Source organism: Winogradskyella sp. Asnod2-B02-A, assembly GCF_045063645.1.
Classification (GTDB): domain Bacteria; phylum Bacteroidota; class Bacteroidia; order Flavobacteriales; family Flavobacteriaceae; genus Winogradskyella.
Window position 1 is genome coordinate 379,134 of record NZ_JBEFOG010000026.1, and the last position, 19,190, is coordinate 398,323.

Consider the following 19,190-nt stretch of genomic DNA (forward strand, 5'->3'; position numbering starts at 1 on the left):
CTTTCCGCAAAAATATAAAAAAAGGATTACATTTTCTTTTTAGGATAGCACATATAATATTTAGTGATAGGTTTAATGAGTGCTTTTAGATTTAATTGATCTGATGCTTTGATAATATCTTTGATTTTACCTGACTTAAATAACACATTGATCTTCTGTGTCTTATTCTGGTATGCTTGATTAATTAGTTCACCTTTAAACACAAAGTAATCTGCCTCATGCTTTGTAATATTATGTTTTTTAATTAATGCTTCTGAATGCATTTTTAAGTCTGAAGATTTAATAGGTTTATTCTTCAACTTTATCTTTAATAAGTTTCTATCTAAAATCATTTGACAAAGATTACTCAACACAAAATCATCATGATTTTGCCAATCTTTTAAGGCAGCGACAATATCATAATCATCTAGTTTTGAAAAAACCGTTAGAGTTTCTACACTAAAATTTTTAGCATTTATTTCTGAAAAAAGAAAATAAAATAAGGCATCACTACAATTAAGCTTTACTCCTTGTTGAACTAATTCTTTTGCACGTCTTAAAGTTCCCATTAATAATTGCTCAGCAACTACACCTGTTTTATGCATATAAACTTGCCAATACATAAAACGCCTAGCAATTAAAAATTTCTCAACGCTTAAAATGCCTTTTTCTTCTACTACTAATTGGTCATCTACAACATTAAGCATTGTAATTAATCGCTCACTATTAACATTACCTTCTGCAACTCCTGTATAAAAACTATCGCGTTTAAGATAATCTGCTCTATCCATATCTAATTGACTAGAAATAAGCTCGCACATAAATTGTCTAGGATACTCGCCTTTAAAAATAGAGATGGCTAACGTTAAACTTCCGTTAAACTCTATATTGAGTTCTTCCATAAAATGCAACGAAATCTCTTCGTGAGAAACGTCATTTACAATGCTATGCTCCATAGCATGAGAAAATGGACCATGACCAATATCATGCAAAAGGATGGCTACTAATAATCCGTTTTCTTCATCATCAGAAATTGTAACTCCCTTAAAACGAAGTACATTAATAGCTTTTTGCATTAAATGCATACAGCCTAACGCATGATGAAAACGTGTATGATGCGCACCTGGATAAACCAAATATGATAATCCCATTTGACTAATACGACGTAATCTTTGAAAGTATTTATGCTGAATAATATCAAAAATTAAAGAATTCGGAATCGTAATAAATCCGTAAATTGGGTCGTTAAAGATTTTAAGCTTATTGTTTGTAGGCAAAATGTAAAATTTCAAAAATTAATAAACAAATATACCATAACATGATAAATATTCTTTGGGTTGACGATGAAATCGATTTATTAAAGCCACATATTATCTTTTTAGAGCAAAAAGGATACACGGTTACCAAATGTCAAAGTGGTACTGAAGCTTTAGAAATTATTACGGATACTAATTTCGACATTGTCTTTTTAGATGAGAATATGCCAGGATTAACAGGTCTAGAAACTTTAAATGAAATTAAAGAACGACGTGCTAATTTACCAGTAGTAATGATTACCAAAAGTGAGGAGGAATATATAATGGAAGAAGCCATTGGCAATAAAATTGCTGATTATTTGATTAAACCCGTAAATCCTAATCAAATTTTATTGAGTTTAAAAAAGAATTTGGATCATTCTCGCTTAGTATCAGAAAAAACAACTTCTAATTACCAACAAGAATTCAGAAAAATAGCTATGGATTTGTCTATGGTAAATTCTTATGAAGAATGGGTAGAACTATATCAGAAATTGATTTATTGGGAATTACAACTTGAAGGTATAGAAGATGTAGGGATGACAGATATTTTAGAGTCTCAAAAAACCGAAGCCAATATGCAATTTGGTAAGTTTATAGAGAAAAATTACGAAGATTGGTTTCAGCCCAATACAGATGCGCCAGTGATGTCACATACTTTATTTAAAGATAAGGTTGTACCAGAATTAAGTGATAAACAACCTACGGTGTTAATAGTAATAGATAATTTGCGTTATGATCAATGGAAAGCTTTTGAGCCTATTGTAAATAATTATTACAAAAAAGCATCAGAATTAGCATTTTACAGCATTTTACCTACTGCTACACAATACGCTAGAAATGCTATTTTCTCTGGATTAATGCCTTCAGACATGGAAAGTTTATTTCCTCAATATTGGAAAAATGATACAGATGAAGGAGGAAAAAACATGCATGAAGATGATTTTTTAAGAGAACAATTAAAACGTTTAGGTTTAAGGCATTTAAAACATGAGTATCATAAAATCACGAATTTAAAAGCTGGTAAAAAGCTCGTTGAAAACTTTAGGTCATTAAAAGACAACGACCTCAATGTAATCGTCTATAACTTTGTAGATATGCTCTCGCATTCTAAAACAGAAATGGAAGTCGTTAAAGAATTAGCTTCTAATGATAAAGCTTACCGTTCACTAACTGTTAGTTGGTTTAAAAATTCTCCTTTGTTAGAAATGATTCAATTATCTCAACAGCTGGGCTTTAAATTAATTTTAACTACGGATCATGGTACTATAAATGTAAAAGCTCCATCTAAAGTAATTGGCGATAGAGATACTAGTTTAAATTTACGTTATAAAACAGGTAGAAGCTTAACGTATCAAGACAAAGATGTATTGGCCGTTAAAAATCCTAAATCTATTCATTTACCGTCGCTGACCATGAGTAGTTCATTTATTTTTGCTAAAGGAGATCTATTTTTAGCTTACCCTAACAACTTTAATCATTATGTGAGTTATTATAGAAATACATATCAACATGGTGGTGTGTCCTTAGAGGAGATGATTATTCCATTTGTAGTAATGGATCCTAAATAGTTTTTAATATTATAGTCTAAAAATCAATTAAGAACAAATCAAATAATCCTTTAAAGTGCATAAATAATCGATGAAATACACTTTTTGCTAGGATATCTTAAATATATTTTATACTATTGTAAAATTAATTTACTAAAATCAGAGTGAAAACCATAGAGTTTACATACCATTTAAAAGATATTGAAGCTACAGCAGTTAGAGTATTAGAAAATTTAGATTCTAAAACCATTCTGTTTAATGGAAATATGGGAGCAGGTAAAACAACATTCATTAATGCACTATTAAAAGCAATGCATAGTAATGATGTAGCAACAAGCCCAACGTTTTCTATTGTAAATGAGTATAATTTACCAAATGACAAGGTATATCATTTCGATTTTTATAGAATTGAATCTATTGAAGAGGCTTACAACTTTGGAATAGAAGATTACTTAAATAGTAATCATTGGTTATTTATGGAATGGCCAGAACGTATAAAAGATTTGGTTCCTGAAAACCATCAAGCCATTACCATTACTGACCTAGAAGATAATAAAAGATCCCTCAAATTAACTATAAACGTAAAACATTTAACCAAAAATTTAGCCATGAACCCGTAAAGTTTTAAGAAAACTTTACTAATATTCCTACAGGATTGCGATAGTATTGCGGAAAAACCGTAATTGAAGCTTCTATATTTATTGGATTTTAACTACTTCACATTTGTAAGCATTTAATAGTGTACTTACTTTTGAAGTAATTAATTAATTAAATCCCTTAAATTATGAAAAACAAAAAAAATTTAGTACTTGCAATTGCTATCTTCGGAGGAATGTTATTTACTGTACAGGCTACTAACATTATTGACTTAGATGGACAAACTACAAACAAAATTGAAGTTAAGAAAAGAAAGCTCATTCCAAACGGCTAATAAAAGATTAAGTAGAAGTGCTATAGTTGGCTCAATAATTGCCACTATAATAGTATCTACTCCTCTTTTATATTCTTTACATGAAAGTGTTCCAACTGTTAAAGTGTGGAACACTTTTTTGTTTACCTATGAAAGTGGCGCTTGGGAAGAAGCACAGTTTGCTATGTGGGTATATACTAGTAAATTTATTCCTTTATTATTATTAACTATTTGGTTTTTTACATGCCGTCATTGGTGGTATCACGCAATTTTAGTACCTATTATAATGTTTGCGTTTCAAGCTGTTATAACTTGGAATGCAGAAGCTGGAAATATTGATGAAGGCACATTTGTAGTATTACTTCCTATTTTAGTTGTTATTGTTCCTTCAATTTATTTAATCAGAGCCAAAATGTTTAATAAGATCAACAAATCAGATAAAACCTTAGAAGAACTTGAAGCAGAGTTTATGATTAAACCTAAAGGTGTTTGGAGTAGAATTAAACAGTATTTTTAGGATTACAGTAAAATATTTTATACTTATAATAAATTGAAGTTATATTAATATAGCCATAATCGTTATATTGCAAGGGTAAACTAAAGTCAACAACTTCAATGAGTCTATCTCTATCTCCATTTACCAAAGCCCAATTATTACCTCAAGAAGAAACCTTAGAAATTTTAAAGCAGAAAGGAGAACTCTTTATTGGCATTCCAAAAGAGACTCATTTTCAAGAACGACGTGTGTGTTTAACTCCAGATGCTGTATCAGCATTAACAGCCAACGGACATCGTGTATTATTTGAATCTGGTGCAGGAAATGGAGCCAATTTTAAAGATAAAGATTATAGTGAAGCTGGTGCAGAAGTCACAAAGGATACTGCAAAAGTGTACTCCTGCCCTATTATACTTAAAGTAGAACCACCTTCAATAGATGAGATTAAACTAATTAATCCGCAAACTCTTCTTATTTCAGCACTTCAAATAAAAACACAAAGTAAATCTTATTTTGAAGCTTTAGCAAAAAAACGTATCACAGCATTAGCCTTTGAGTATATCAAAGATGATGATGGTGCATATCCTGCTGTAAGTTCACTTAGTGAAATTGCAGGTACAGCGTCCATATTAATAGCCTCAGAATTATTATCTAACGTTAACGGAGGAAATGGACTAATGATGGGGAATATCAACGGTGTGCCACCAACAGAAGTTGTTATATTAGGTGCAGGAACTGTAGGAGAATTTGCGGCACGTTCTGCAATTGGCTTAGGTGCTAATGTTAAAGTTTTTGATAGTTCTATAACCAAATTAAGAAGGCTTCAAAATAACTTGGGTAGAACCTTATATACGTCTACCATGCAACCCAAAAATCTATTAAAAGCACTTAAACGTTGTGATGTTGCTATTGGTGCTGTACGAGGTACTTATCGCGCGCCAATTGTAGTTACCGAAAGTATGCTAAGTAACATGAAATCAGGTTCTGTAGTCATTGATGTCAGTATAGACATGGGAGGTTGTTTTGAAACAAGTGAAGTTACAACACACGATAAGCCCACTTTTGAATATAACGGAGTTATTCATTATTGCGTACCTAATATTCCGGCACGTTACTCAAGAACAGCGTCTGTTTCCATTAGTAACATCTTTACCCCTTATTTATTAGAAATTGGCGAATACGGAGGAATAGAAAATGCCCTTCGTTTTGATAGAGGTTTAAAAAATGGGTTGTACTTTTACCACGGCATTTTAACTAACAAATCCGTTGCTGAATGGTTTGGTTTTGAATATAGTGATGCCAATTTGTTGATTTTCTAGTACACAGCATGTTTTTGTACTTAATGTATTTAATAAAGTTTAACTCAAAATAGAATTCTGCTTTTGCAGAAAAAAATATGAAATTTACACAACGTTTAGGCTACTATTTAGGTGGTTTTGGTATTGGTTTAATACTGCTTATGTTTTTTTTAAATGGAAAAGATGCTTCCTGTGATTATGGCCCAAATGCTAGAACTACTAAAAACATCAGTTCTAAACCTATTCAATACTCTAATACAGCATCATTATTTCTTTCAGAACATACATTAGACTCTACGACCGTAATTAATTTGGTGAAATATGGAAGTGTTGATTTTTCTAAAAGTGAAACACACAAAGATTCATGTAGAATTTATTATATAGAAAACAGCTATAAAGAACGAGATTTGGAATTAAAGATTAAAAATTGCGAATCTTTAGCGACACTCCTCGATATTAAATATACAAACAACTAATATATTGAAATTGTTTAGCGTAGAATTAAGAATTCTCAATCTAAATTTTAATATTTGAAGCCACTTCAAAAAAATAAAAATAAATTATTATGAAAGTATTAGTAACTGGAGCAGCAGGATTTATTGGATTTTATGTATCAAAAGTATTATTATCTAAGGGTCATGTAGTGGTAGGACTAGATAACATTAATGATTACTATGATGTTAATTTAAAATTTGATAGACTTAACGAATTAGGAATAGATAAAACTGAAGCTTCTAAATTCAATAGTCTTTGTAATAGTAAAACAGGAGATTTTTCTTTTGTAAGAATGAATCTTGAAGACCGAGAGGCACTTCCTCAATTATTTAAGACAGAAAAATTTGATATTGTATGTAATCTTGCTGCGCAAGCAGGTGTTAGATATAGCTTGGAAAACCCTGAAACTTATGTAGATTCTAATTTAGTAGGTTTTTTAAATATATTAGAATGTTGCAGAAACAACGATATAAAGCATTTAGTTTATGCTAGTAGCTCTAGCGTTTACGGTATGAATAAAAAAATACCGTTCTCTACAGATGATAATGTAGATCATCCTATTAGTTTATATGCTGCAACTAAAAAAAGCAATGAACTTATGGCGCATACTTACAGCCATTTGTTTAATATACCTACTACAGGATTAAGATTTTTTACTGTTTATGGACCTTGGGGAAGACCAGATATGGCAATGTTTCTATTTACAGACGCTATTGTAAACGACAGACCAATAAAAGTATTTAATCATGGTAATATGGAGCGTGATTTTACTTATATCGATGATATTGTAGAAGGTGTTGTTAGAATTATTGAAAAACCAGCAACAGAAAGAATTGAATCTAAAAAGCTATATAAAGTTTACAATATTGGTAATAATAATTCTGTAAAACTATTAGATTTCATAAAAGAAATAGAAGTTAACCTAGATAAGGTTGCTACTAAAAACATGATGGAAATGCAGCCAGGAGACGTAGAACGAACTTGGGCAGATGTTGATGAGTTAATTAAGGACTATGACTATAGACCAAATACCTCAATAAAAGATGGAGTTAAGTCTTTTATCGATTGGTTTAAAAAGTATTATAAATAAATAGAATTTGAACGAAAGTTCCTATTTTTGTAAATAAATTGATGCTTATCGTAAAAAAGCGTCATTAGTATAATTTATTATCTAATTAAAAATAATTCTATTAAACTTGTCATCATTTATAATATTTGACTCAAATCTAAATAAATTTAAACAATGAAAATAACAAAGATCTGTTGCATTGGAGCTGGTTATGTAGGTGGACCTACAATGGCTGTAATTGCAAAAAAGAACCCACACATAAAAGTTACAATTGTAGACATAAATGCCGAACGTATTGCTGCGTGGAATGATAAAGACTTATCTAAATTACCAATTTACGAACCTGGTTTAGCAGAAATTGTTGAAGAAACTAGAGGGCGAAATCTATTCTTTTCTACAGAAATTGATAAGACTATTAAAGAATCTGAGATGATTTTTATTTCGGTTAATACACCAACCAAAACGTACGGAAAAGGTAAGGGAATGGCTGCTGATTTAAAATATGTTGAATTATGTGCCAGAAATATTGCTGAAGTTGCCACTACAGATAAAATTGTTGTTGAGAAGTCTACTCTACCTGTAAGAACTGCACAAGCTATTAAAAGTATTTTACACAACACAGGAAGCGATGTAAAGTTCGATATTCTATCTAATCCAGAATTTTTAGCTGAAGGAACTGCTGTTCAAGATTTATTAAATCCAGATCGCGTATTAATTGGAGGGGAATCTGAAGAAGCCATAGAAAGTTTAGCAAATGTATATGGTAGTTGGGTTTCTCAAGATAGAATTTTAAGAACTAATGTTTGGTCATCTGAATTATCTAAATTAACTGCTAATGCGTTTTTAGCACAACGAATTTCTTCAATTAATGCTATTTCTGAATTGTGCGAGCACACAGAAGCAAACGTAAACGAAGTAGCTAAAGCTATTGGAATGGATTCTAGAATTGGACCAAAATTCTTAAATGCATCTATTGGTTTTGGAGGTTCTTGTTTTCAGAAAGACATATTAAACCTTGTTTACATTGCAAGAAGTTATAATCTTCAAGCAGTAGCCGATTATTGGGAACAAGTAATCATTTTAAACGATCACCAAAAACGACGTTTTTCAGATCACTTAATTAGTACATTATACAACACAGTTTCAGGCAAGAAAATTGCGATGTTGGGTTGGGCTTTTAAGAAAGACACTAACGACACAAGAGAATCAGCAGCTATATATGTTGCAGATCATTTATTAAACGAACAAGCAAATATTGCGGTTTATGATCCAAAAGTAAATGATAAAAAAGTGCAAGCTGACCTTAATTATTTAAATACTAGAACTGAAGAAGAAAATAAGGATTTAGTTCAGTCTTACAATGATCCCTATGAGGTTACAAAAGATGCTCATGCTGTTGCGATTATGACAGAATGGGATGAATTTAAAACTTACGATTGGAAGAAGATCTACAATCACATGAAAAAGCCTGCTTTTATTTTTGATGGTAGAAATATATTAGACAAAACTGAAATGGAAAAAATCGGTTTTGAATATTCTTCAATAGGAAAGTAATAAAACACAAAAACTATTTTATTAAGACTTTGTAGATTAGTATTTTATATTGACATAAAGCGATAATAGTTTATAATAATTAAACTTTGAAGTTATTTTCTTTTCATGAATTATATTTTGAGACTTTAACTTCATAGTTTAATTGCCTTTTAATCTTCATAAAGAACAATACCAGCATGTTAAAGAAAGATTTAAGTCACATGAACTTGCTACGAGCAATTGGTATTACTTTGGTCGTTATTAGACATTCATTTTCACCTTTTAGAAGTAGTTGGGATGTCAGTAAATATTATGAGTACAACATTATAGCAGATTGTCTTGGAAGGTATATTTCTACCATTTCTATGCCGCTTTTTGTATTTATTTCTGGATATATCTATTATTATCTTCGAAGTAATTATAATAAATATCCAAATTTTAAAACGCTTTTTAAGAAGAAATCACGACGGTTAATTGTTCCTTATTTAGTTTTAGCACCGATATATGTTTATTTTTTAATAGACTATAACTCGTTGCTCTCATTTTTAATGCCTTTATGGACTGGTGCTGGTCATTTGTGGTTTCTCTTAATGATGTTCATCATGTTTATGTTATACTATAAATTTGAAACGTTTCTATGTAAGCATTATATTTTTAGCATTTTACTAGGTGTTTTTTTATATTTCATGTTATTACCTGTAAATTACATTAATCTTCAGCCTTTGGGTTTAGTTTGTAAGTATTTTGTTTTCTTTCAAATAGGTAATCTTTTCAATAAACATTCTGATACAATCTTAAATTACCTTAAAGGAAAAGTCCTTTTTATATTTTTATCACACCTCATCTTATTTAGCTTATTTTTTTACGCTTTAAAGTCATTTGAAAATAAATATGTTTTGTTTGCAATTATTCAATTTCGACTAGTGTTAAGTATTTTGGCATTGTGTTTTATTTATGGATTTCTAAATATTGTCATAGTTAAATATTCTAACTTCATTGCAAAGATTAAGCCCGTAGTATCTTTTGTAAATTACAACAGTTATTATCTTTACTTAATCCACGAGCCGTTACTTAAGGTGTATTTTACTTTTCTATTTGTCCAAAAAATGCCGATTACAATAGCGATAATATCAGCTTTTGTTTTATCCATGGTAATTTCTCTCTTTTTAGGAAGTCTATTAATGAAACTAAAAATTGGTAGAGCTCTTATTGGTTCTTAATAGTTTTAAAACAAATATCATTATTAAATTTTTAAATCTATTTTAAGAAAACTTATTAGTTTCTTATCACAGAATTTAATCAAATATAACTCGTGAGAACTAACTCTAAAATAAATGAGTCATAGTTTAAAAGTCATTTTTCGATGTTGTAAATACTAAAAATCAACGTATCATCTATGTTTTTATAATTTTTATCTTTTTTTTTGCAATGCGAGTGATTATCACAAAAAAATATCCGTTTTTTACAAAAACTTAATACTATGTGCGGCATATATTTAACTAATATTCTTTATACAGATGAAGACATTAATTCCAAGCTCGAGTCAATTTCATTCAGAGGTCCAGACTACACCGGAATTGAACGGCTGAATGATATTACATTTGGGCACTTGCGTCTTTCCATTCTAGATTTAGATCCACGGTCAAACCAACCGATGGATATTGAGAATTTAACGATTGTTTTTAATGGAGAAATATATAATTACAAGACCATTAGAAAAGAGCTTCAAGATTTAGGTTATAGCTTTAAAACAGAGAGTGATACAGAAGTTCTATTAGTTGGTTATAAACATTGGGGAACAGAGGTACTTAACAAGATTAATGGAATGTTCGCGTTTTCAATTTACGACGCAACCACAAATAAGATATTTTCTGCTAGAGACAGGCTTGGTGTAAAACCATTTTATTACTATTGGGAAGATGGCAAATTTGAAATATGTAGTCAAATTAAGCCTATGCTCGCAGATAAAAAGGTTAGCGAAGATGCCATTTCAATGTTTCTGGACTGTATGTTTATTCCGAGTCCTTACACCATAGTTAAAACTGTTTTTAAACTGCCTCCTGGTAATTTTATGGAGATTGATTTGAATTCTAACACACTAAATATAGAAGAGTATTGGAATTTAACACCTGTTAAAATAAAAGATATTTCTTATGAAGATGCAAAAAAAGAACTGCACGAACTTTTATTGGATGCCGTAAAAATAAGATTACAGTCTGATGTACCAATCGGTTCATTTTTATCTGGAGGTATAGATTCTGCATTAGTATCTAGTATGGCAGCAAAAGTCTCAGACTCTAAGATAAGTACATTTTCGATAGGGTTTGATGATCCGGAATATGACGAAAGTAAAATAGCGGAACAATATGCAGAAATTCTTAATACCACGCATAAAACTACCATTTGTAATCCTACTGAGATATTAAATCTTATTCCAAAGCTTACAGATGTCTATGATGAGCCTTTTGCAGATAGTTCTGCCTTGCCTTCACTTTTATTAAATAAAGTTACTAAACAGTACGTAACTGTTGCGCTTTCTGGTGATGGTGGAGATGAAAGTTTTATTGGTTATGAACATTTTGATTCCCTTGTACGAAATAAGAAAATAATGGATATACCTTATGTTTTCCGAAAACTTATAGCTAAATCTGGTGTTTTAAAGCTTGTTGGAATGAATTCTCACCGCATTAAAAATGCACTGAATACAAAAGGTAGAAACGATTTTATCGAAAACATTTTTTCTAGAAAAGGATTTCTTCTAAAGGAAAAGAGACAAGACTATATGAAGCACTATCAAGGCTATAAAAAATGGTCTAATATCTTTTTACAAAAAGCAGCTGATTTAAATATCAAACTATGGCTAGAAAACGATAGTAACGTAAAAGTGGATAGAGCGAGTATGGCTTATTCCGTTGAAGTGAGAAGTCCATTTTTAGATTACAGAGTCGTAGAATACGCGAGATCGCTACCTATGCATTTTAGATATGATAAAGGAAGACAGAAAAAGATATTACGAGATATTTTAAAAGAATATATACCTGAAGATGTATTTAACCAACCCAAAAGAGGGTTTGCTGTGCCTATTGGAGATTGGATGCGTACAGATCTTAAAGCCGAATTTTTAAAAGCTTTGAATGATGATTTCCTAAATAGCGTTCCTAATTTAAACGTACCTAAGTTTAAAAGACTACTAAACGAACATATGGAACATAAAGAAGATCATACAGCACATGTCTGGAAATTATATGTTTTAAGTAAATGGTACGATGAATTTGGTTTTAGATAAATAAGTAAATTGATATTATTTTATAATAGAACAAAATTAAAAAGCACCAAAATATAAATTTTGGTGCTTTTTTTTTAATTAAATATTAAATTTATTGAACTATAATTTTTTTAATAATATCTGTTTCTTCTCCTATGAATTTCACAAAATAAACACCAGATTGAAGTAAACTAATATCTACCTGTATGGTTGCGCTAGTACTGATGTTTTCATTAGATATTTGAGTACGTTGAATTAACTTACCTGTTACATCATAAATATGAACATCTGAAACAACTAATACTCCAGAAAACTTTACATTAACAATATCTGTAGCCGGATTTGGATAAACATTAAAATCAAAATCTTTTGGTATCCCTGTAGGGTTACTTACTTGATCTGTACAATTTAGATCTACCTCGACTTGTACGGAAGCCTCTCCAAAATCTAATGCATTAAACACTGTCACTGTGTATTCTGTTGTTTGTGAAGGTGAAACTTCGATAGAGGATGTAGTTTCGCCGGTACTCCAAACATATTCATCACCTCCTGTAGCAGTTAAAGTAGTAACTTCATTTAAACAAATAGATACATTTTCTCCTGCATCTGCCATAACTGGCGGTAATACATTTACAACAACTTGTTTTTCATCATAGCAATCACCAATATAACCCTTTACTTCATAAGTAGTAGTTACTGATGGACTCACGGCAATATTTGGCTGTGTTGCTCCATTATTCCATTCGTAGGTATTTGCACCAGAAGCAGATAGTGTAATAAAATCACCATTTAAAATTTCAACGCTCTCCCCATTCGCAACAGTTACAACTGGACTAGGATTTACATAAACTGTAACATCATCTGCATCTTCTTGCCCATCACTAGTTACAGTTACTGTATAAGATGTAGTAGATAATGGACTTACTGTAATATTCTGTGTTGTTTCTCCAGTACTCCACAAATAGTTATCTCCTTGACTTGCAGTTAAGACAACCTCATAAGTTTGATTATCACACACATATTCATCTGTCCCTGCCGAAGCAACAAATAAAGGTATTACTGTAACAATTACTTCTGCTTCAGCACTACTACAAGAGTTTGTAAAACCCTCAACAGAATATATTGTAGTTTGTGTAGGACTTACCACTATTGAATTTGAAGTTTCTCCTGTGTTCCAAAGGTATGATGTTGCACCATTTACTACTAAACTGATACTTTCTCCTTCAATTATAGTAATATTTTCACTTACGGTTATAATTGGTAATTCATTAACCGTAACGGTAACACTATCTGTATCAGAATTTCCATAATTATCAGATACTGTAACCGTATAGGTTGTAGTGGTTGTAGGTGTAAATGTTGGTGAAGCTCCTGTTCCGCCTGTATTCCAAATATAATTTACACCTCCAGAAGCATTTAATGTTACACTTTCACCAACACAAATTGCAACATCATTCCCTGCATTCGCAACAACTTCTGGTATTACTGTAACTGTAACTTCATCTGTATTTTGACAACCATTTGCAGAAAAGCCAGTAACACTATAATTTGTAGTCTCAGTTGGACTTACATTAATAGATCCTAAAGTATCACCTGTATTCCAAAGGTACGTTACTGCACCATCTGCACTTAGGTTGGTACTTTCTCCTTCATAGATAGTAACGTTTTCACTTACTGTTAGATTTGGCAATTCGTTTACGGTTACCGTGACACTATCTAAATCTGAGTTACCAAAATCATCACTTACTACAACTGTATATGTTGATGTTACTGTTGGAGTCAATGTAATTGACGCACTAGTTTCTCCTGTGCTCCATGAGTAATTAGTACTACCAGATGCGTTTAATGTCACACTCTCTCCAATACAAATTGAAACGTCATTACCTGCATTTGCAACGACTAAGGGGATCACAGTAACTGTAACTACATTTGTATTTTGACAACCATTTGTTGAAAAACCAGTAACACTGTAGTTTGTGGTTTCTGCAGGACTTACATCAATTGAGCCTGAAGTTTCACCTGTATTCCAAAGGTAAGTTACTGCACCATCTGCAATTAGATTAGTACTTTCTCCTTCAAATATGGTGATGTTATCACTTACCGTTAAATTTGGCAATTCATTTACTGTAACTGTAACGCTATCTGAATCTGAGTTTCCGAAATCATCACTTACAGTAACTGTATATGTTGTTGTTACTGTTGGACTTAATGTAATTGAAGCACTAGTTCCACCAGTGTTCCATGAGTAATTAGCACCACCAGATGCATTTAATGTTACACTTTCACCAGCACAGATATCAATGTCATTACCTGCATTTGCAATAACTTCAGGGATAACCGTAACTATAACGTCTTTTGTAACTTCGCAATCACTTGCTGAAAAACCAGTAACACTATAACTTGTGGTACCTATTGGACTTACAATAATAGAATTTGAAGTTTCACCTGTATTCCAAAAGTAGGTTTCTGCACCATCTGCAATTAAGTGAGTACTTTCTCCTTCAAATATGGTGATGTTATCACTTACGGTTAGATTTGGCAATTCATTTACTGTAACTGTAACACTATCTGAATCTGAGTTTCCGAAATTATCAGTTGCAGTAACGGTATATGTAGTTGTTTCTGTTGGACTAAATGTTGGTGATGTACCTACATCACCAGTATTCCATGAAAAATCTCCTTGTCCTGAAGCATTCAAGGTTACATTCTCTCCAAAACAAATTGAAACATCGTTACCTGCACTAGCAATGACTTCCGGAACAACTGTAACTGTCACTTGTGCTGTGTTTTCACAACCATTTTCTATAAAACCAGTTACAGTATACGTTGTGGTTTCTGCAGGATTAACTAGTATAGAATTTTCCATTTCTCCATTACTCCATAAATATGAATCTCCACCAGAAACTAAAAGTGTTGCAGAATCCCCTAACATAATTACAATATCATCACTAACTGTAATATCTGGTGTTGGTAATACAAACACGTTAACAGCATCACTATCTGAACATGCATTGGTAAAAACTTCAACATTATAAGTTGTATCCTCAAGAGGATTTACGGTAATAGATGCAGTTGTCTCACCTGTACTCCATAAGTATGAATCTCCACCTTCTGCTGTTAAAACCACAGGCTCATTTTGACAAGTCGTTTGGTCGTCACCAGCATTCGCTATTGGTACCGGATTTACAATAATCGTTACATCATCTGAATCAGAATTTCCAAACCCATCTGTAACAGTAACCGTATAAGTTGTAGTTTCTGATGGATTAAAAGTTGGTGATGTTCCAGTGTCTCCTGTGTTCCATGTATATGTTACACCACCTGACGCATTTAATGTTACGCTTTCTCCTAAACAGATTGAAACATCTTCACCAGCATTGGCACTCAATACTGCTATAACGGTTACAAGAACTTCTTTTGTACTCTCACAACCATTCTCACCTATTCCAACAACGCTATATGATGTTGTTACATCAGGACTTACTAAAATTTCATTAGCCGTTTCTCCTGTACTCCATAGATATGAAATTCCACCATCAGCTGTAAGTGTAGCTTCAGTTCCTATCATGATAAAAACGTCATCACTTACAGTAATATTTGGTAATTCATTTACAAAAATGGTAACCTCATCGGTATCAGTGTAGCCGTAATCATCTACTGCAGTAACAGTATAGGTTGTTGTTACTGTTGGACTCACATTTAGCTCAGATTCTGAATCTCCTGTATTCCAAGTATATGAAGATCCTCCTTGCGCAGTTAAGGTAATTGCTTCTCCACTGCAAATAGTTACATCTTCTCCAGCATTAGCAATTATTTCTGGTATTACTGTCACTATAACACTTGCTATATTTGAACAGCCATTTGCATTTACTGTACTTACTGTGTATGTCGTAGTAACAGTTGGTGTTACAGTGATCGATTCTGTGATTTCACTCGTACTCCATTCATAATTATCACTTCCTAAGGCTGTAAGTGTTGTTGACTCACCTTCTACAATTACAATATCTTCTGTGATACTAATACTAGGTAACTCGTCAACAAAAATGGTGACTTCATCTGTGCTAGAACAATTATTAGTAATCACTTCTACACTATATGTAGTTTCTATAATAGGATTAACTTCAATTGAAGCTGTTGTTTCTCCTGTGTTCCATAGATAAGTATCTCCTCCAGACGCGATAAGACTAATTGATTCGCCTTCGCAAATATTCTGATCTTCACCTGCATTTGCTAATGGAACAGTATTAACCGTTACTGTGACAGTCACATCTTCTGACTGGCCATTATCATCTGAAACGGTTACCGTATAAGTCGTCGTAATAGCCGGATTTACTTCAATGGTTTCTGTAGTTTCACCTGTACTCCAAACGTAATTTGTACCTCCACTTGCCGTAAGAGAAGTTATTTCACCTTCACAAATCTGTTGGTCAGTACCTGCACTCGCTTGGAGCGCTTCTGGCAAAACCGTTATTTCTGAAGTGTCGGTAAATCCACCATCTGCAGTTGTAAATGTTATAGTAACCACACCTAATGCATTTGGCGTAACAATACCACTTGTATCTACTGTAGCAATTGAATCATCGCTTGAAGCCCAAACACCATTTTGATTAGTCGCATCTAAAGGTGTAAAAGTTGTCGTTAATTGTAGGGTATCTATTATTTGAAGTTCTGTTATATTTGGTGTGACTTCAACACTTTCTACTACTATTGCTGATTCATCTACAACATCTTGAACCCAAAACAGCATAAATTGTGTAAATGAACCACCTGTATTGCTTGTTGTTACTACATTTAAAGCATAAATATTATTACTAGCCGTATCTAAAGGGTTTTCATAATCCGGTGTTAAATCTAGTATTAATTGGTCACCAATTATGCTAAATCTTTCATAATCATCTAAATTAAATTCTGGAATACTGTATGTAAACGTAGCACCTACTTCATTACTTGTTGTTGTCAAAGTTGCAGAGGGATTTACTATATTTTCATTTACTAAAAAATAGTTTGGATTTGCAACTTCCCCATCTATGAAACTAATTGCTGTTGGAGACTGATTTGCATTTATAGTAATGCTCGAAGTATCGGTATATCCACCATCTGTACTTGTAAATGTGACTATTGCGCTTCCAACATTTACGCCTGTAACTAATCCGTTAGCATCTACTGTTACATTTCCATTACTACTAGACCATGTACCTGTTTGATCTGTCGCATTTCCACTAGTTCCATTCACTGTTGCTGTAAGTTGAACTGTATTGTTTTCTTGTACCTGCGCTGTTTCTGGTGTTACTGTAGCATCAACACCATCTACTTGTAAAGCTATAATATTTATAACAATATTTAAAAATCCTCTGTTATTATCACTATCCGTATGTTCTAGCGTAATTATATAGGAACCTATTGTATTAACATCGACATCTCCTGTTAATGTAGCATTACCATTTCCATCTTCAACATCTGTGTATGTACCAGTTGGTGGAATATATGTACCACCTACTTCTATGGTTGTTGGGTTAGTATCAGTTCTGGTAATTACAGGTCTGTTAACTGGAATAATTTCACCATCTACTTGGTTATGATATTCTTCTATCCATGTGTAGCCACTTGGTGCAACATCATTATAATCTTCACCATTTGGAACATTTGCTAAAAACCATGATTCTGGAATGTGAAGGCTAGAAACATAAAAATCTTGAGGTCTAGTATTTTCAGGAACCACAGGATGCGGTATGCTTTGAACTGAGTCATAAAAGCTACCACTATAGGTATCATTCTGTATCATTAAAATATCAGATGCATCTTTATTGTCTTGGTAAAAACTAGCTGAACCATTAGCATTTAATGTCTTGTTAGCACCAACGTCTGCTAACACCTCTAAATAAGCTTGTTGTCCTGTTTTTATATCGAATGTTTGACCATTTAAAGGGAATTGTGTAGTGGTAAAGAATTGATCACCCACTTGTGTGTTAAGAGGATATTGAGGATCTGAACCATCAAAATATTGAAACATGTCTCTATCATCATCTTGTGGTAAATCTCTTTGTCCCGTTATGATACTACCAGAAGCATATATTAAAGGAGTGTCAGATGGGTTTATAACTTGTACCTTATTTAGGTTGGTAATAGGAGTTGTGCCAAACCATCCACTTTTTCGTAGTCCATTTACAGAAGCTTTGTAATAATTATTTATAACATTGTATGTACCATCTTGTGTAAATCTAGCCAGTCTATTTTTCCAATTATAAATCACATTGTTGATAATATCATATTGACCATTACCTTGACAATTTGGGAATCTGTGAGATATTCCACTAAATACATTATCTACTAAAGTAAAATTACCTAAGTCTTCTAAAGGTGGATTTTCTTCTCTAGTGTCTGTTCCCATTATCATGCCGTTTGAACTATCTTGAAAAAAACTGCTTTGAATAGTAATACTTCCGCTAGTACCATCACTAGCTGATAAATCAAGTGCTTTTTGACTTAGACCATGGCTAAAAGTAGCGTGGTCTACTATAAAATTAGAGCAACCTCTAAACCAAGCTGCGGAAGCTACAAATGGAAGCGTGCTAGTTGTACGCCTAAATCTTATATGACGGATAATAAAATTATTGACATTTCCAAATCCAAACCAAGATGTCTTTACTGTAATACCACCTTCAGGAGCTGTTTGCCCTGCAATGGTTAGGTTATCATAGTTACCTGTTCTGCCGTCAATAACATACTCATAATTACCTTGTGTACTGGCATCTATTTCACCACTAACATCAAAAACAATAGTTCTTGGTCCTTCTGTTTGTATAGCCTCTTTTAGGCTTCCAGGTCCTTCCCAGTCTAAAGTTGTAACATGAATGACCTGACCTCCGCGACCACCTGTTGCATAAGCACCAGCACCTTTAGCCGTAGGAAATGCTAATTGTTGAGCACTTATATTACAAAATGATAAAAGGAGAATTATTAACGGTATATAGCCAAATAGGCGTTGCGTAATTTTTAAAAATTTCATAGGTTTTGGGGCATTTTTATAGTTATAGGCATTGCAATATATAATATTAAAATTAATTTTTCTGTTTAAAAGCAGTATTATTCGACCAAATACTACTTAATGTTATTTTATTCGTTTAAACGTAAGATATTGTAGGTTTAAGTGTACATTAAATATCCAATTCAAACAATGTTTAGATATACGGTTAAAAAGACGCTCTTAGATGTTTGAAAAGACAACGTTTAACACTTTAACGGATTTTTTTACAAAAATAACGTTGCTTTGCACAGTATTAAAAAATACTATTGTTAGTTA

11 protein-coding genes are annotated in these 19,190 nt (G+C 32.3%); 9 read left to right on the forward strand and 2 right to left on the reverse strand.

All coding sequences use genetic code 11. The annotated features are described in order from the left end of the window. Positions 1 to 26 precede the first annotated feature (26 nt). Positions 27 to 1,256 (reverse strand): HD domain-containing protein, encoded by a 1,230-nt coding sequence (locus ACJJVO_RS05175; protein ID WP_405572681.1) that lies wholly within the window; start codon positions 1,254 to 1,256, stop codon positions 27 to 29. Positions 1,257 to 1,297: 41 nt separating this feature from the next. On the opposite strand from ACJJVO_RS05175, the gene ACJJVO_RS05180 reads away from it, so the two are divergent. The 9 genes from ACJJVO_RS05180 (at position 1,298) to asnB (ending at position 11,911) form a co-directional block, all read left to right on the forward strand. Further along, the gene (locus ACJJVO_RS05180; RefSeq protein ID WP_405571272.1) at positions 1,298 to 2,845 is read left to right on the forward strand and encodes a PglZ domain-containing protein; all 1,548 of its coding nucleotides are present in this window, start codon (positions 1,298 to 1,300) and stop codon (positions 2,843 to 2,845) included. Between the two features lie 143 nt (positions 2,846 to 2,988). Continuing rightward, positions 2,989 to 3,444, forward strand: coding sequence for a tRNA (adenosine(37)-N6)-threonylcarbamoyltransferase complex ATPase subunit type 1 TsaE (gene tsaE / locus ACJJVO_RS05185; protein WP_405571274.1), 456 nt, complete (start codon positions 2,989 to 2,991; stop codon positions 3,442 to 3,444). A 252-nt stretch (positions 3,445 to 3,696) separates the two neighbouring features. Beyond that, positions 3,697 to 4,251, forward strand: coding sequence for a hypothetical protein (locus tag ACJJVO_RS05190; RefSeq protein ID WP_405571276.1), 555 nt, complete (start codon positions 3,697 to 3,699; stop codon positions 4,249 to 4,251). 98 nt (positions 4,252 to 4,349) lie between these two features. Beyond that, positions 4,350 to 5,549 carry an alanine dehydrogenase gene (locus ACJJVO_RS05195; RefSeq protein WP_405571277.1) on the forward strand — a complete coding sequence of 400 codons (1,200 nt, stop codon included), beginning with the start codon at positions 4,350 to 4,352 and terminating at the stop codon, positions 5,547 to 5,549. Positions 5,550 to 5,626: 77 nt separating this feature from the next. Continuing rightward, positions 5,627 to 6,004 (forward strand): hypothetical protein, encoded by a 378-nt coding sequence (locus ACJJVO_RS05200; protein ID WP_405571279.1) that lies wholly within the window; start codon positions 5,627 to 5,629, stop codon positions 6,002 to 6,004. An 89-nt stretch (positions 6,005 to 6,093) separates the two neighbouring features. Then, positions 6,094 to 7,113, forward strand: a complete 1,020-nt coding sequence (locus ACJJVO_RS05205) for an NAD-dependent epimerase (RefSeq protein WP_405571281.1) — start codon at positions 6,094 to 6,096, stop codon at positions 7,111 to 7,113. Positions 7,114 to 7,266: 153 nt separating this feature from the next. After that, positions 7,267 to 8,646, forward strand: coding sequence for a nucleotide sugar dehydrogenase (locus ACJJVO_RS05210; RefSeq protein ID WP_405571282.1), 1,380 nt, complete (start codon positions 7,267 to 7,269; stop codon positions 8,644 to 8,646). A 200-nt stretch (positions 8,647 to 8,846) separates the two neighbouring features. Next, entirely contained in the window at positions 8,847 to 9,845 is a 999-nt protein-coding gene (locus ACJJVO_RS05215; protein WP_405571284.1) for an acyltransferase family protein, read from the forward strand. Between the two features lie 260 nt (positions 9,846 to 10,105). Further along, entirely contained in the window at positions 10,106 to 11,911 is a 1,806-nt protein-coding gene (gene asnB, locus ACJJVO_RS05220) for an asparagine synthase (glutamine-hydrolyzing) (protein ID WP_405571285.1), read from the forward strand. A 91-nt stretch (positions 11,912 to 12,002) separates the two neighbouring features. Here asnB and ACJJVO_RS05225 read toward each other — a convergent pair whose 3' ends face one another. Further along, positions 12,003 to 18,896, reverse strand: coding sequence for an Ig-like domain-containing protein (locus ACJJVO_RS05225; RefSeq protein WP_405571287.1), 6,894 nt, complete (start codon positions 18,894 to 18,896; stop codon positions 12,003 to 12,005). Between the last annotated feature and the right edge of the window lie 294 nt (positions 18,897 to 19,190).

Bases quoted from the DNA above. Each gene is read 5' to 3' on its own strand.
- ACJJVO_RS05180 (WP_405571272.1), top strand. From the start codon at position 1,298: ATGATAAATATTCTTTGGGTTGACGATGAAATCGATTTATTAAAGCCA.
- ACJJVO_RS05190 (WP_405571276.1), top strand. From the start codon at position 3,697: ATGGACAAACTACAAACAAAATTGAAGTTAAGAAAAGAAAGCTCATTC.
- ACJJVO_RS05215 (WP_405571284.1), top strand. From the start codon at position 8,847: ATGAACTTGCTACGAGCAATTGGTATTACTTTGGTCGTTATTAGACAT.
- ACJJVO_RS05205 (WP_405571281.1), top strand. From the start codon at position 6,094: ATGAAAGTATTAGTAACTGGAGCAGCAGGATTTATTGGATTTTATGTA.
- ACJJVO_RS05210 (WP_405571282.1), top strand. From the start codon at position 7,267: ATGAAAATAACAAAGATCTGTTGCATTGGAGCTGGTTATGTAGGTGGA.
- ACJJVO_RS05195 (WP_405571277.1), top strand. From the start codon at position 4,350: ATGAGTCTATCTCTATCTCCATTTACCAAAGCCCAATTATTACCTCAA.
- ACJJVO_RS05225 (WP_405571287.1), bottom strand. From the start codon at position 18,896: ATGAAATTTTTAAAAATTACGCAACGCCTATTTGGCTATATACCGTTA.
- ACJJVO_RS05200 (WP_405571279.1), top strand. From the start codon at position 5,627: ATGAAATTTACACAACGTTTAGGCTACTATTTAGGTGGTTTTGGTATT.
- asnB (WP_405571285.1), top strand. From the start codon at position 10,106: ATGTGCGGCATATATTTAACTAATATTCTTTATACAGATGAAGACATT.